The sequence below is a fragment of the Mucilaginibacter sp. genome (genome assembly GCF_041663085.1).
In the GTDB taxonomy this organism is placed as follows: domain Bacteria; phylum Bacteroidota; class Bacteroidia; order Sphingobacteriales; family Sphingobacteriaceae; genus Mucilaginibacter.
Window position 1 is genome coordinate 23,697 of the sequence record NZ_JBAZRC010000026.1, and the last position, 14,125, is coordinate 37,821.

Consider the following 14,125-nt stretch of genomic DNA (forward strand, 5'->3'; position numbering starts at 1 on the left):
TTCAACCAATATGTATCGTGGTATGCCGCTGAAATTCCGGAGAAATATTGCCGGCGATAGGTATCACCCGGCAACTGGATTTGCTGGTGCTATTCAGAAGATTTAATATCTTTAGGGCGTTAAACGACCTTATTCCTCCATGAACCCTTCGCCCCTAGTTAAAAGAGCACTTTTTATAATTGCGCTCTCTATATCTGTTAATTCTGCTATAGCACAGTCAAGAGACACCACTGTGTATTTTTTTAGAAATTTAAGATACACATCACAACTTGTTTCTTCTTTAGATAGTGCGGATTTTATCCGCGTTATCCCACCGTTTAGGCTAACCGACGAACGCGTTGATGTTAAAGAGTTTTATAAAAACGGGAAATTGAAATTAGCAGGGGTAGCAATACCGTCAACGATAAATTTGGGAAGGGGAACTCTGAGCCTGGAAGGACAATGCATCAGTTTTTTTGACAATGGGAAAAGGAAGGCAATAACAACCTATAAAGAAAATCAAAAACAAGGTACAGAGTATTATTACTATCCAGACGGAAGCCAGTATCAAATTGTCAACTATAAGAACGTATCAGGGAGTGTATACACGACCGCCCTGCTTGAAAGCTTTTTTGACAAAACAGGAAAAGAAATTTGTGCTAAGGGTGAGGGAGCCGCATATGATTACGATAATGATTTTAACATAATCCGCTCGGGTACGATACGCCATGGCCTGATGAATGGAGAGTGGAGGGGGTATATAACAGGTAAGGATTCGGCTAAATACTCAATAATATACCAGGATGATAAGTATATTTCAGGTATTGGATATGATACCTTAGGTAAGGCATATCCCTTTAAAAATATTACAGAGGATGCAAAGCCAAAAGAGGGACGCTTTGTTTTTATTGAGAAGTTCAGAAAACTCGTAAATAAAATATATAATACTCCTCATTCAAGGAAACTTTTAGACTCTGCCATGATCTCATTTACAATTCAAGAAGACGGCAGCTTAGTAAATCTTGAACCACTAAGTACAATTTCGCCGGATTTGGTAGAGGCTATGAAAGCCGCATTATCCCAGTGCCCTAAGTGGATCCCGGCAACAATTTATGGTATCCCGTTAAAGGCAACTTTTGGAGTGTCTCTTTTAATTAGTGAACAAACCAGTGGGCAATTCAGGTACAAACAAAACGAAGGTGCTCAGGTAAAGTACTATAACGGATCGCCATTAAACGTTGAAGGTGGTAGTGCCATCATCCTATAGGCTACACCCCAACCACCATCATTTCTTCTAATAATTCAAGCGCTTCGTCAATATTGGCAACGCGGTCAACGCTTAGGCGCAGGGTGTTTTTTACTTCTTTAAGATTGGTTCGGCGCGGGTTGCGCTGTACAAAGTTCAGCACCTCTTTAAAGGCATCCGTTTCAAAATAAGCCGATTGCTGGTTGGTGATAAAATAGCCACGTAGTACATTCTTTTTAAGCGAGACCTTCTCAAACCCGATGGCTTTACCCAGCCATTGCAGGCGCATGGAGTTCAGCAAGTCGTTCACCTGTTCTGGTATAGGGCCAAACCTGTCGTGCAGTTGCTGTTTAAAAGCCTGCAGTTCGGTTTCATTTTCCAGCTTGCTTAGCTCGGTATATAGGTTATAGCGTTCGGCTATACTGGTTACATATTCATCCGGTATCAGGATCTCCTGGTCGGTATCAATCTGGGTGAAACTGATGAACGGCCTTGGCTTGTCATCCGGGAATACGCCTTTAAATTCGTCATCCTTCAGTTCCTGTATGGCCTCGTCAAGTATCTTATGGTACATGTCAAAACCAATTTCGGCAATAAAGCCGCTTTGCTCGGCACCCAGCAGGTTACCGCTGCCGCGGATGTCCAGGTCGCGCATGGCCACGTTAAAGCCACTGCCCAGGTCGCTGAATTCTTCAATAGCGCTCAGGCGTTTGCGGGCCTCGTTGGTCAGTGTACTTAATGGCGGACTCAGCAAATAACAGTATGCTTTTTTATTGCTCCGCCCAACACGGCCGCGCATCTGGTGCAGGTCGCTCAGGCCAAACATGTGGGCATGATTGATGATGATGGTATTGGCGTTAGGGATATCCAAACCGGCCTCAATAATAGTGGTTGCCACTAATACATCATACTCGTGGTTCACAAACTTCAGCATCACATCTTCCAGCGCATCGCCCTCTAACTGACCGTGGGCGATACCTACGCGTGCCTTTGGCACCAGTTTGTGGATCATGCCGCCAAGCTGCGGCAAATCGGCCACGCGGTTATGGATAAAGAATACCTGCCCATCGCGTTCAATCTCGTGCTCAACGGCTTCTTTTATCAGCGTATCGTTAAACACGTGCAGCTCGGTTACAACCGGCTGCCGGTTTGGCGGCGGGGTAGATATGATAGAAAGATCGCGTGCACCCATGAGTGAAAAATGTAGTGTACGAGGGATAGGCGTAGCGGTAAGCGTCAACGTATCTACATTGGCGCGCATGTGTTTTAGTTTTTCTTTTACCGATACACCAAACTTTTGCTCCTCGTCAATGATCATCAGGCCAAGGTCTTTAAACTTCACATCCTTGCTTACCAAGCGGTGTGTGCCGATAATAATATCCACCTTACCCTGTTTCAACCCTTCAAGGGTGTCTTTGATCTGTTTGCTGGTTTTAAAGCGGTTTACGTAATCAACATTTACGGGGAAGCCCTTTAGCCTATCGGTAAATGTTTTGTAATGCTGGGCCGCCAGAATGGTTGTAGGCACTAATATAGCTACCTGCTTGCTATCCGCGACGGCTTTAAACGCGGCACGCACGGCTATCTCAGTTTTACCAAAGCCCACATCGCCGCATATCAGCCTGTCCATAGGGTGCGGCGATTCCATGTCTTTCTTAAAGTCGACTGTGGCTTTTTCCTGATCAGGAGTATCCTCGTACAGGAAGGATGCTTCCAGTTCTGTCTGCAAATAACTATCGGGCGAAAAGGCATTCCCATCCTGTGCTTTGCGCAGGGCGTAAAGCTTGATCAGGTCGCGGGCGATGTCCTTAACTTTTTTTTTTGTGGTTTTTTTGAGGCGTTCCCAGGTATCGGTGCCCAGTTTGTTCATACGGGGTTCGGTACCTTCTTTGCCGCTGTATTTGCTGATGCGGTTAAGCGAGTTGATGTTTACGTATAGCAAATCGTTATCGGCATAAACCAAACGGATCATCTCCTGCGTTTTGCCATTTACCTCCACCTTTTCAAGCCCGGCATATTTTCCTATACCGTGGTCGATATGGGTGACAAAATCGCCCGGTTTTAGGTCGCGCAGCTCTTTAAGTGTAATAGCCTGCGAACGCTGATAGCCTTTTTTAAGCTTGTATTTATAGTAACGGTCAAATATCTGGTGGTCGGTATAACAGGCCAGTTTTTGTTCTCTATCAATAAAACCTTCGCGGATGCTGATGCTTACCGGGGTGAATTTAACCGTCTTGTCCAGGTCTTCCAGTATAGCATAAAGCCGCTCCACCTGTCGCGCCGAATCGGTGAGGATGTAGTTCTCTATCTTTTCGGCATCGTTATTTTTAAAATTATGGATCAGCAGGCTAAAATCTTTATTGAAGGATGGCTGCGGGCGCATATCAAAGCTGATCTGCGTGGCATCGTTGTAAAAGAATTGCTTGCCAAATTCAACCAGGGCAAAATCATGCAGCTGGTCGGCAATGAGTTTCTCGTCGGTAAAACTAAATTTGGGGTCTATCCAATCCGGGTTCTGGTTCTTTTCATCTGCGGATAAGGCCTTCCAAAGCTGCGTAGCTTTTTTATGCCCGGTTTGGATGATATCCAGCGTAAACTGTACATCTTTTATCCACACCTGTGTATCAGGCTCTACATATTCCAGCAGGGAGATGTTATTCTCGGTTAGGAACTTGGATTGCACGTTGGGTACAATGGTGATATTCTTTACCTGCTCAACAGATAACTGGCTTTCTATCTCGAACGTGCGGATAGATTCGATGATATCGCCAAAAAACTCTACCCGGTAAGGCAGATCATGTGAGAAAGAGAAGATATCTACAATCCCACCACGAACTGAGAATTGCCCCGGTTCGTAAACAAAATCAACCCGGTCAAAATCATACTCCACCAAAAACTCGGTGATAAAATCGATACTGAGTTTGTTGTTTACAGAAATTTCGAGCGTGTTTTTCTCCAGCGATGAGCGGTCTATCACTTTTTCGGCCAAAGCCTCGGGATAGGTTACTATAAGCTGTCCGTATTCGGTGGAATGATTAAGCTCGTTCAACACCTCGGCGCGGGCAAGTACGTTGCTACTGTCGGGCTGGGTAAATTCAAACGGTTTGCGGTATGACGACGGGAAAAGCAGGATGTCTTTACCGGTTAAATTCTCCAGATCGGCAAGGAAATAAGCGGCCTCTTCGCGTTCGGGCAACACAAATATCATGTGTTTGTGCTGCAAAAAATACAATGCTGCCGCCATGGCCGCATCACCCGACCCGACTAAACCACGAAGCTGCACCCTTGGGTTTTTACCGGCATTTAAAGCTTTCGCCAATGCCTTTATCCTATCGTCAGCTTTGTATCGCTCTAATATATCACGGATGTTCAAAACGGTGTAAATATAGGTAAAAAAGCCTTTTTTTATGTGGCTGAGTATTTATCATAAAATTAAAGCAAACAATTTGCGCTTATGTTTACTTTTAAATGATATTTCGAAACTACAACAAAGTACCAAACTTTATACAACATGAAGAACTCAGTAATATTTGGATTAGTAATAGGTGTTTTAAGTTTAATATGGCTTTTTGTAATGCGCCAAACAGGATATCACTTAACCGATAGTGAGGTTAACCCCATTGAATATGTTTCTATATTAATACCGCTTATAGGTTTGTTTTTTGGGGTTAAAAACTTTAGGGATGGCGAGCTTAAAGGCAAGATGGGCTTTTTAGAAGCATTGATACAAAGCTTTAAAATTTTATTGGTAGGCGGTGTTTTAGCTGTATTTGCGGGCATTGTATTTATTAATTGGGGTGGTGCGGGCAGTAATGACACCACTTTTCAGAGTTTTAGCGGCCGTATTTTTGGCGCCCTGCTTGTTGGTGTAATAGAAGCGTTTGCAGTATCTTTACTGCTAACCACCAGGAGCAACCGCGTTGATTAGAAAGTACTTTAACCGATATTTTGAATTAATCTTTTGGATAGTGGCTTTGATTTGCCTGGCGTTTACAAACCCGGCAGGTGAAAGCCACTTTAGCTTATGCCCTTTAAAGCTGCTTGGCTTTACGTGGTGCCCGGGTTGCGGCCTTGGCCATGCTATCTCTTATTTGTTTCATGGTGATATAAAAAGCTCTTTCCATGCGCACTGGTTGGGTATACCTGTGCTTGGCGGTTTGTTGTACCGCATCTATACACTTGCAATTGGGCATAAATTCAGCTTTGATAAGCCCGGTCAGTAAATGGTCGGGCCAGCTTTGCCTAATAAATTACTGCGCTTGCCGATGCATTGTATCAGACTGCCAAATAGTTATAGATGAATTTTTATTCCGATATTAGTTTTGCATCATCAAATACGCACAACAAAAAAACTAAAGATGGAAACTTACAATCCTTACCTGTCATTACCGGGCATCACAACCGAGGAGCTTACAATTTTGCGCCAAACAACCAGTGGCCTAAGCGATGCGCAAAAGCAAATGTTTTATAATATCTATATAAGCAAAAGGAAAAACCCGCAGGACATATTGATACTTGCCCTGCTTGGCCTTATTGGTATAGCGGGCATACACCGTATTGTAATGGGCCAGGTAACAATGGGGGTGCTTTACCTTTTTACCGCAGGTTTTTTCTTTGTATGCACTATTATGGACCTGATAAATTATAAGTCGCTAACAAACGAATACAACCAAAAGGTGGCTTATGAAAGTGTTAGTATTCTTAAAATGGGTGTTTAATGTGTTGCAACCCTAAACCATATCGTAATAAAACGCTAAAACATCATTATAAATAAAAATGTCCATCCTACATATAACATACCCATATATTGCTATTTGAATAACTATAGCTTTAATAAGCCCTCATCGGTGAAAAAATTCCACCCGGTTTCGCCGAATAAATAACCACGCTTACCGATAGATTATAACAGATAGCCTATTAATTGTAGGCCAATCTTTATTTCGATAGTAGTTTTACATCATCAATCACAAGTAAAACATAAAAAAATGAACACTTACAATCCTTATATGTCACTGCCAGGCATCACAACAGAGGAAATGGCAGTTTTGCACCAGGCAACAAGCAGCCTAAGTGATACCCAAAAACAAACCTTTTACATGATCTATTCAGGTAAAAGAAAAAGCCCTCAGGATATTCTGATATTCACACTGCTTGGCTTTATCGGTATTGCCGGGGTACAGCGCTTTTTGGTGGGCCAGGTAATGATGGGCGTATTTTACTTTTTTACAGCAGGCTTTTGCTTTATCGGTACCATTGTCGACCTGATAAACCACCAGTCGTTAGCAAACGAATACAATCAAAAAATGGCCTACGAAAGCTTTAACATAGCCAAAATGGGGATCTAATTAATTTATACATAAAAATCCTAAACCATATCACAATGAAAAATTCAAAAAAACCAATAGCCACTCAATTAATGTCTCGTTTCGATAAAGAACTGATGAGCATTTTAATGAACGATCTAAAAGCTGCAAAAGCCAAAGTACGTTCTAAGATATAAGCAAAGCTTTTTAAGCTATACAAGGATCAAAACGCGGTGAGCGTTGGCAGGCCGGTAACGGTTGGCGCCAAAGAAAATATCACCTGTACGTTTTGATTCTTTTTGCGTTAAGGGAACGATGGTTATTAACCCCGGCCGGTAGTTTACTCGCCCGGTTACTGCTTCGCTCGACCTCCTTTCTTCGCTGCGCGGAAAGAGGGATAAATAAACAGGGCAACAAACCTTCTTTGCGCAGCAGAGAAGGTCGGCCAGTGAAGCGTAGGCGGGGGGGAGTGAAATAATAAAGCGATTATCCATCGGCGTAAAATATTCCTTTTAAACATCGCCCCGCCTTACTACCTTAGTACAATTATGAAATTAGCACAGCTAACCGCTTACCTGGAAAGCCTGGCCCCGCTGGCCTATCAGGAAGATTACGATAACAGCGGCTTAATAGTAGGCCAGCCGGATATGGAAGTACACCAGGCGCTGATATCGCTGGATTGCACCGAGGCCGTGGTTGATGAAGCCATTGCGACCGATTGCCAGGTCATCATATCGCATCACCCTATTGTATTTAAAGGGCTAAAAAAATTCAATGGCAAAACGTATGTGGAGCGCGTGGTTGAAAAGGCCATCCGCAATAACATCGCGCTGTATGCCATCCACACCAACCTGGATAATGTAATGCCAGGCGTTAACGCCCGAATTTGCGAAACACTGGGGATAGGTAATACACGTATTTTAGCGCCCAAACATAACCTGCTTAAAAAGCTGGTTACTTATGTGCCCGTTGCGCAGGCCGAGCAAGTACGTAAAGCGTTGTTCCATGCAGGGGCAGGCCACATTGGCGAATACAGTGAATGCAGCTTTAATGCGGAAGGTACCGGCACGTTTAAAGGTGGCGAAAATAGCGACCCATACGTAGGTGAGCCGGGCGTTCGCCACCACGAAGAGGAGATGCGGATAGAAACCGTTTACCCGGCCAACCTGGAAAGCAAGATCATTATGGCGCTTGTTTTGGCGCATCCTTATGAAGAGGTAGCGTACGATCTGTATAACCTGACCAACCAGCACCAGGAAATTGGCAGCGGCATGATAGGGGAACTGGACACACCAATGGACGAAGCCGAATTTTTAGCAGATGTTAAAACAAGCATGGATGCACAGGTGATAAGGCACACCGCGTTTACCGGCAAACAGGTAAAAAAAGTAGCGGTTTGCGGTGGCTCAGGAGGGTTTTTATTGAAGCAAGCCATAGCTGCCGGGGCAGATGTTTTTATCACTGCAGATTATAAATATCACGAGTTTTTTGATGCAGAGGGAAAAATACTCATCGCCGACATTGGACATTTTGAAAGTGAGCAATTTACGCAACAATTATTGTTCGAAATTATTCAGAAAAAATTTAGTAACTTTGCCATCCGTTTAACAAAAGTGAATACAAACCCCGTCAAATATTTTATTTAATGGAACAAACCATAGAACAAAAGCTGAAAGCTTTATACGACCTGCAAACCATCCACACCAAAATTGACAAGATACGCCAGGTAAGAGGTGAATTGCCTATGGAAGTTGCAGATCTTGAAGATGATGTTGCAGGCCTTGAAACCCGCATACAGAAGATCAAGAATGAGCTTGATGATCTTGAGGATGAAATTGTAACCCGCAAGAACCTGATAAAAGACGCACAGTCTAACATAAAAAAATACGAAACTCAGCTTAACGAAGTAAAAAACAACCGCGAGTATGATGCCATATCAAAAGAAATTGAGATACAAGGCTTAGATATACAAGTGAGCGAGAAAAAGATTCGTGAGTACGGTTTCGAGATCGCATCAAAAACCAGCATCTACGAAAAAGCACAAGCAGATCTTGATGCACGCCGCAGCGACCTTGATGCAAAAAAAGATGAGTTAGGCACAATTACCGCCGAAACTGAAAAAGAAGAAAACGAATTAACAGGCCAGGCCGAAAAAGCTACCGGTAATATAGATGAGCGTTTGCTTATTGCTTACAACCGTTTGCGTAAAAACGCTAAAAATGGTTTAGCAGTAGTTACCATTCAGCGCGATTCATGCTCTGGTTGCTTTAACCAGATCCCGCCTCAGCGCCAGTCAGATATCCGTCAGCGTAAAAAGATCATCGTTTGCGAGCATTGCGGACGTATCCTTGTTGATGAGCTAATGGCTTTAGAAGAAGAGAACGCTTAATTAGCAACCACGTTCATAAACTTATATTTAAAAGGCCCCGTTTACGGGGCCTTTTTTGTTGTTATAAATTTCCATCAGTCATGCCGAATTTATTTCAGCATCTCTCGTGCAGCGTCCACTTGTCCTGAGGGATCCTGAAACAAGTTCGGGATGACAGATGTGCTTTTTTTCAAATAAAATTTCCTCTCTCAAAAGAACGGCTATCTTTACCGCGAGAAGATTAGAGATATGGGATTACCGCTACGGATTACTTTTAACGACAAGGATTATGTTTACCAGATTGTAAACAGCCGTTTAATAAACCAAAATACAACCGAACTGGAATTACTGCTGAACGGCGAAAAGCTACAGCTGATAAAAGAAAATACCATTTGGATCCAAAAGGATGGCGAAGAACAACTCGACCCTAATTTTGTACAGGCGTTGGGAAGGTCGGTTTCACTGAGATTGAGAATGTAAGCTAAATTTCTTGCCGCCAATTATCTCCATGCGTCATTGCGAGGTATGAAGCAATCTCAGAACTGTGCTTGTACACTTTGCAAGTCGCTTATAACTTATTTGGAGATTGCTTCATACCCCACAACAATGACGCGAGGTGCGCAAAAGTATCCCCCCTAAAACATACTCGTCTGCTTCCCGCCCTTTGGTGTAAACAATGTAAAGTCATATTGCGGCATTTCGCGGCCCGCCAGGAAACGTACGCAGGCCATACGGTATAGTTGGTGGATGGATTGCGCAACGTGGCCCTCGCCGCTCATACGGCGCCCAAACTCACTATCATTAAGGCTACCTCCGTGGCAGGCCTTTATCATATTTAAAACCTTTTCGGCCCTATCGGGGAATGCTTTGTGTACCCAATCGGTAAAGATCTCGGCAATTGCCCCGTTAAGCCGCACAATGGTAAACCCGGCAGATACCGCTCCCCGGTCGGCAGCAGCTTTTATAATATCAGGGATCTCGTTACTGTTTAGCCCGGGGATAATGGGCGCTACCATCACCCTGCAGGGGATACCTTTTTCTGTTAGCTTTTGGATAACACCAAGCCTGCTCATGCCCGTAACCGTACGTGGCTCCAGCTTTTGCCTTAACGATTCATTTAATGTAGTGATAGATATGTTTACATGGGCCAGGTTCATGCGGGCTAATTCGCCCAATATATCCATATCACGAAGCACTACATTGTTTTTAGTAATGATGCTTACCGGGTTTCGGTATTTTAAAAAAACCTCTAAAAGGCCGCGGGTTATTTTAAGCTTACGCTCAATAGGCTGGTAGCAATCTGTATTGCCCGAAAGTACGATGGGTACGGGCTCGTAACCCTTTTTGTTAAAATATTTTTCGAGCAACTCTGGCGCGTTGCGTTTTACGATGATTTTACGTTCAAAATCGAGTCCGGCGCTAAATCCAAAGTACTCGTGGCTGTTGCGGGCATAACAGTAAATGCAGCCGTGCTCACATCCCTGGTAAGGGTTTATGGAGTGGAAGTGACTCAGATCCGGGCTATTAGATTCGCTTACGATCTTCTTTGGGGTTTCCTCAAAAAGTTGGGTGTGCGTATTTTCCAGCAGTTGTTCGTCAAGCCCCTCAATATGGTCCAGTACATATTTGTTCTTTAAGAACCTGTTGTGCGTGTTTACCTGCGCCCCTCTACCCTTAAAAAATTCATCGTTTTCCGCATGTGACATGGAAACAAATTTGCTAATAATTTTAGCAAATTACAATTCAATCATGTTATTTTTTATGGCATACAAAACCAGCCCTACGCGGCTTTTTATTTGTAATTTTTCAAAAAGCTGATCGCGATATCCGTCAACAGTGCGGGCGCTGACGCACATTTGGTCGGCAATTTCCTTGTAGGTAAGCTCGGTGCCGGCCAATTTTAAAAACTCAATCTCGCGGGCGTTAAGCTTAATCTGGTCGGTGTTTTTGTTAAAGCTTTGTACCAGGTGGCGGGTTACAAATTCGGGGTAATACAGTTCGCCCTGCGATACCTTTTTAAGGGCCTGCTCAAACTCATGTGGCTCGGCGTCTTTTAGCAGGTAGCCTTTAACGCCAATTTTTACCATACTCAATACTTTTTCGGCATCCTCAAACATGGAAAGGATGATAATGCAAACGTCGGGGTAGTGGTTGCGTAGCCACTGCGCAGTACTGGTGCCATCCATTACCGGCATGTTTATATCCAGTAAAACAATATCGGGTTTAAACTTGGGCGATATTTTCCGGGTTAATTCCTCCCCGTTGCCAGCTTCAAAAAGTATTTTATAGCCGGTAATAGAAGTTATTAATGATACGATGCCACTTCTGAAGAGGCGGTGATCATCAACCAGGGCTATTGTGGTTTCCGTTGGCATGGGTATATTGTGTAAGGGGGTCAATAGTAATTTTTATACAACAACCCTTGCCTGGCGCGCTGTCAATAACAGCATCAGCACCAATTAAGGCAGCCCTGTTCACAATGTTTCTTAAGCCCGATCCGCTTTTGTTTAGCGAATGAGCCGGGAAACCCACACCGTTGTCTTGAATGGTTAAGTTAAACAAATGATCAAAATAATCCAAACTGATCTTTAGCTGCTTTGCGCCCGAATGTTTCAGCGCATTATTAAGCGCTTCCTGGAAAATACGGAACAGTACCAGTTCGCGCTGTTCGCCCAGGTTGCGGGCATCGCCGCCAATGGCAAGGTCAACTTTAATGATGCCGCTTTTGTTGACGCGCCCGGCTTCTATCTCTATGGTTTGCACCAGCCCCAACTGCATAATATGCTCATAGCTGAGGCTCTTTGACAGATCGCGCAGGTCATTTATAACCTGTGCAACCAGGTTGCGGCTCTCACTTATTTTTTGCTCGGCCTGCTCTGGCGTAGCTTTCGCGGGGATAGCCAGGTTAAGTTTAACAAAAGAGAGTACCTGGGTTACATTGTCATGTATTTCTCGGCTAATATGGTTAAGGGTCTGCTCCTGCATTTCTACCTGTGTTTTTAGGAGTTCCTGCTGAAATTTTGATTCGAGCAGTGCTTTCTCTTCCACAAGTTTTTTCTTGCGCTGGTTGTATAGGTTAACGTATATCAGCACAAAGGCGGGCGCTAATAAAAAAATCAGCGTTGCTGTGATAATTAACTCAACCGTTTCCTTTGTTGATATCTGCATAAAAATGAGTATGACCAGCAGCTGTATAAAAGCAGGTTTAATATAGCGTATATATCTGAACGTAAGTTATTTGGAATTAAAAATAATTGGTAAAAGAAAAGGTCGCAGGCAACGCTGCCAAAATAAAAAAAGAACACGCCATTTACCCACCAAAACGATGGCAGCTTTGATAGTTGCTCGTATCCGTCGCTTTTTAAAAGCTGGTAGTAATATAGCAGGCTGCAAATGCAAAAATGTACCGATAACAGCGTATCGCTGTTTACATTAAATTTAGTAATACCGTGAGATACCACCTCTGATACATATACAGTAATAAATAACAGTACAGCAGCTATTATGTATAACCGGCCTTTTATATAATCCTCAAAAAAAACGTAGAATACGGCACTTATGAAACCCGTTTCGAGCAATAGGTACAAGTTGTAGATCCAACTATTATTTTGCTGGATGATCATCCTGTAATACCGGCCGGTTAACTCAATAATACACACCGCGATTAAAAACAAGATCTGGGCTTTCCAGACCTTGTTTTTATCATTGATGAGAAAAACTATGGCTAAAATAAGGCCGGTTAACTCAACAATGTTGTTGGCAGATAAAAACATAAATAGTTATTATGGGCATGAAAGTAACGCGCCAATTTCACAGCATTTTACCGGAGGGGGGCAAAGTTCGCCCTTGTTTGCAGGGCCGGTTAAAATAAAGGCCTTTTCATTTGTAAAATAATCTTGGTGGTAGTGAGTTTTATTTACCAAAGAGTCTTTAGTTGAAACAAACACTAGGGTGTTTCTAAAAGAATTATTCGGATCTAAACCATAACCCGCCGGCTCTTTAGCATTGTCGCCATAAGTGCCAAAATAAACACGAACCCCATCAGTTTTGCCATTATGACCCCGTTCTTCTTTAAGATGTTTAACAAGGGAGTCGAGCTTATTCAAGTCAAACCAAACCGAACGGGTATTGCCGCCGCCAGAAGTGCCGTTGGGCAGAGCTATTGTGCCAACATGTGGTTCATAATTAATAACCATGCGTTTGGCAAGCTCAAAGGGAACCTCATCTGGCCCGGGAACGATTGCAGAAGTATCCGGTTGATTGGGTGTTGCAGTAGATTCGGTGGTTGCTGCCGGTTTTTGTTTGCATGAAAACAACACGCATAAGACCAATAGTACGGGTAGTAAATTTTTCATTGTTTAAATTGTTTTAAGATTAACGGTTGCTCTAAGTTACATTCTATCAGGGTTTTTTGTATTTACAAAGTATTATTTTTTAAAATAAGCGGTTCTTATTTCGCCATTATCATTTGTAGACATCACAAGCTCGCTACTGGTTAGTTTTTCTACAGTGGCAATATTGGGTTTGCCATCAACAATAAGAGTTATTTTATTGCCGGATAGCGTCCATTGTGCATTATCATCATCCATGCTGTCGTAAGCTGTACCATCTTCGTTAAGCTGAAAGTATTCGCCATCCTCAAAAGTTTCGGTATCGCCGTTTTCAACAAATTTTACATAAAGCCATTTGCCAACCAGTTTGCTTTTTGATATAGACCCGGAAGACGAACCATCGTCATTTTTTTTGCTGCACCCTGTAAAAGCCACAGTGCTGCCAATAAGTAATAGTGTGATAAATAATAGTTTTTTCATGATCGTGATAATTAATGTTGAGTGCTGATTTGTGACCGCTAAGTTATTTCTGTCGTGAGCGCGACAGCCCCGTGTTTTCACGGTATTTGCACAGCTTAAACACAGGGTAATTTGGGTGATATGCGCATTGATGCACCTTGTCGTTAAACAGAGATTTGTGATAAGCAATTGCAGCAATTGTGGCCGGGAAAGCCGAAAACGGAACAGAGTAGGCAGCATATACTTTTGATATGAATAACCTTAACCTTTCAAAACTTTTATTTATCCCTCTATTGTGTGCCGGCATAACCGCCGGTGCGCAAACTAACAGCCTTACCGGCATTACCCCGCCGGTTACCAACCCAAACGCTACGGTAGTGTTGGTAAACAGGCCGGTTAACTTAAGCCCTATGGCAAACGAAAAACAGCGCTTTGAGCA

At 43.2% G+C, this 14,125-nt stretch carries 17 protein-coding genes; 9 read left to right on the plus strand and 8 right to left on the minus strand.

Annotated features, from left to right (window positions below; genetic code table 11):
• Positions 1–139: 139 nt before the first annotated feature.
• Positions 140–1,246: a hypothetical protein gene (locus WC615_RS07810; protein WP_372977547.1), complete on the plus strand. Its 1,107-nt coding sequence runs from the start codon at positions 140–142 to the stop codon at positions 1,244–1,246.
• Position 1,247: 1 nt separating this feature from the next.
• On the opposite strand, the gene mfd is transcribed toward WC615_RS07810, so the two are convergent.
• Positions 1,248–4,598 carry a transcription-repair coupling factor gene (mfd, locus tag WC615_RS07815; protein ID WP_372977548.1) on the minus strand — a complete coding sequence of 1,117 codons (3,351 nt, stop codon included), beginning with the start codon at positions 4,596–4,598 and terminating at the stop codon, positions 1,248–1,250.
• A 138-nt stretch (positions 4,599–4,736) separates the two neighbouring features.
• On the opposite strand from mfd, the gene WC615_RS07820 reads away from it, so the two are divergent.
• From WC615_RS07820 to WC615_RS07835, 4 genes are all read left to right on the plus strand, one after another.
• Positions 4,737–5,153 (plus strand): DUF4199 domain-containing protein, encoded by a 417-nt coding sequence (locus WC615_RS07820; protein ID WP_372977549.1) that lies wholly within the window; start codon positions 4,737–4,739, stop codon positions 5,151–5,153.
• 40 nt (positions 5,154–5,193) lie between these two features.
• Positions 5,194–5,448, plus strand: a complete 255-nt coding sequence (locus tag WC615_RS07825) for a DUF2752 domain-containing protein (RefSeq protein WP_372977550.1) — start codon at positions 5,194–5,196, stop codon at positions 5,446–5,448.
• 135 nt (positions 5,449–5,583) lie between these two features.
• On the plus strand, positions 5,584–5,943 hold the full coding sequence (locus WC615_RS07830; protein ID WP_372977551.1) for a TM2 domain-containing protein: 360 nt from the start codon (positions 5,584–5,586) through the stop codon (positions 5,941–5,943).
• Between the two features lie 267 nt (positions 5,944–6,210).
• A complete protein-coding gene (locus WC615_RS07835) occupies positions 6,211–6,570 on the plus strand; it encodes a TM2 domain-containing protein (protein ID WP_372977552.1) in 360 nt (119 codons plus the stop codon).
• 170 nt (positions 6,571–6,740) lie between these two features.
• Here the strand turns inward: WC615_RS07835 and WC615_RS07840 are convergent, their stop codons facing one another.
• Complete coding sequence (locus WC615_RS07840; protein ID WP_372977553.1) at positions 6,741–7,022, minus strand: hypothetical protein; 282 nt, start codon at positions 7,020–7,022, stop codon at positions 6,741–6,743.
• A gap of 54 nt (positions 7,023–7,076) precedes the next feature.
• On the opposite strand from WC615_RS07840, the gene WC615_RS07845 reads away from it, so the two are divergent.
• The 3 genes from WC615_RS07845 to WC615_RS07855 all read left to right on the plus strand — a co-directional run bounded on the left by WC615_RS07845 (position 7,077) and on the right by WC615_RS07855 (position 9,376).
• Positions 7,077–8,174 (plus strand): Nif3-like dinuclear metal center hexameric protein, encoded by a 1,098-nt coding sequence (locus WC615_RS07845; RefSeq protein WP_372977554.1) that lies wholly within the window; start codon positions 7,077–7,079, stop codon positions 8,172–8,174.
• The gene (locus WC615_RS07850) at positions 8,174–8,917 is read left to right on the plus strand and encodes a zinc ribbon domain-containing protein (RefSeq protein WP_372977555.1); all 744 of its coding nucleotides are present in this window, start codon (positions 8,174–8,176) and stop codon (positions 8,915–8,917) included. Before WC615_RS07845 ends, WC615_RS07850 begins: the two co-directional genes overlap by 1 nt.
• 228 nt (positions 8,918–9,145) lie before the next feature.
• Positions 9,146–9,376, plus strand: a complete 231-nt coding sequence (locus tag WC615_RS07855; protein WP_191175173.1) for a hypothetical protein — start codon at positions 9,146–9,148, stop codon at positions 9,374–9,376.
• Between the two features lie 155 nt (positions 9,377–9,531).
• Here WC615_RS07855 and WC615_RS07860 read toward each other — a convergent pair whose 3' ends face one another.
• The 6 genes from WC615_RS07860 to WC615_RS07885 form a co-directional block, all read right to left on the minus strand.
• A complete protein-coding gene (locus tag WC615_RS07860; protein WP_372977556.1) occupies positions 9,532–10,602 on the minus strand; it encodes a PA0069 family radical SAM protein in 1,071 nt (356 codons plus the stop codon).
• Positions 10,603–10,632: 30 nt separating this feature from the next.
• Positions 10,633–11,271 (minus strand): response regulator, encoded by a 639-nt coding sequence (locus tag WC615_RS07865; RefSeq protein ID WP_372977557.1) that lies wholly within the window; start codon positions 11,269–11,271, stop codon positions 10,633–10,635.
• Positions 11,240–12,064 (minus strand): sensor histidine kinase, encoded by an 825-nt coding sequence (locus WC615_RS07870; RefSeq protein WP_372977558.1) that lies wholly within the window; start codon positions 12,062–12,064, stop codon positions 11,240–11,242. Before WC615_RS07870 ends, WC615_RS07865 begins: the two co-directional genes overlap by 32 nt.
• Complete coding sequence (locus WC615_RS07875; protein WP_372977559.1) at positions 12,031–12,669, minus strand: hypothetical protein; 639 nt, start codon at positions 12,667–12,669, stop codon at positions 12,031–12,033. The genes WC615_RS07870 and WC615_RS07875 overlap by 34 nt, the downstream gene beginning before the upstream one ends.
• A gap of 9 nt (positions 12,670–12,678) precedes the next feature.
• Positions 12,679–13,251, minus strand: a complete 573-nt coding sequence (locus WC615_RS07880) for a hypothetical protein (RefSeq protein WP_372977560.1) — start codon at positions 13,249–13,251, stop codon at positions 12,679–12,681.
• Between the two features lie 72 nt (positions 13,252–13,323).
• Positions 13,324–13,707, minus strand: coding sequence for a lipocalin family protein (locus WC615_RS07885; RefSeq protein ID WP_372977561.1), 384 nt, complete (start codon positions 13,705–13,707; stop codon positions 13,324–13,326).
• A 230-nt stretch (positions 13,708–13,937) separates the two neighbouring features.
• Here WC615_RS07885 and WC615_RS07890 point away from each other — a divergent pair.
• The coding region (locus WC615_RS07890; RefSeq protein ID WP_372977562.1) for a hypothetical protein at positions 13,938–14,125 on the plus strand (188 nt) is incomplete at its 3' end.

Bases quoted from the DNA above. Each gene is read 5' to 3' on its own strand.
- WC615_RS07880 (WP_372977560.1), bottom strand. From the start codon at position 13,251: ATGAAAAATTTACTACCCGTACTATTGGTCTTATGCGTGTTGTTTTCA.
- WC615_RS07850 (WP_372977555.1), top strand. From the start codon at position 8,174: ATGGAACAAACCATAGAACAAAAGCTGAAAGCTTTATACGACCTGCAA.
- WC615_RS07865 (WP_372977557.1), bottom strand. From the start codon at position 11,271: ATGCCAACGGAAACCACAATAGCCCTGGTTGATGATCACCGCCTCTTC.
- WC615_RS07840 (WP_372977553.1), bottom strand. From the start codon at position 7,022: ATGGATAATCGCTTTATTATTTCACTCCCCCCCGCCTACGCTTCACTG.
- WC615_RS07875 (WP_372977559.1), bottom strand. From the start codon at position 12,669: ATGTTTTTATCTGCCAACAACATTGTTGAGTTAACCGGCCTTATTTTA.
- WC615_RS07885 (WP_372977561.1), bottom strand. From the start codon at position 13,707: ATGAAAAAACTATTATTTATCACACTATTACTTATTGGCAGCACTGTG.
- WC615_RS07830 (WP_372977551.1), top strand. From the start codon at position 5,584: ATGGAAACTTACAATCCTTACCTGTCATTACCGGGCATCACAACCGAG.
- WC615_RS07810 (WP_372977547.1), top strand. From the start codon at position 140: ATGAACCCTTCGCCCCTAGTTAAAAGAGCACTTTTTATAATTGCGCTC.
- WC615_RS07855 (WP_191175173.1), top strand. From the start codon at position 9,146: ATGGGATTACCGCTACGGATTACTTTTAACGACAAGGATTATGTTTAC.
- WC615_RS07845 (WP_372977554.1), top strand. From the start codon at position 7,077: ATGAAATTAGCACAGCTAACCGCTTACCTGGAAAGCCTGGCCCCGCTG.
- WC615_RS07860 (WP_372977556.1), bottom strand. From the start codon at position 10,602: ATGTCACATGCGGAAAACGATGAATTTTTTAAGGGTAGAGGGGCGCAG.
- WC615_RS07835 (WP_372977552.1), top strand. From the start codon at position 6,211: ATGAACACTTACAATCCTTATATGTCACTGCCAGGCATCACAACAGAG.
- WC615_RS07870 (WP_372977558.1), bottom strand. From the start codon at position 12,064: ATGCAGATATCAACAAAGGAAACGGTTGAGTTAATTATCACAGCAACG.
- WC615_RS07820 (WP_372977549.1), top strand. From the start codon at position 4,737: ATGAAGAACTCAGTAATATTTGGATTAGTAATAGGTGTTTTAAGTTTA.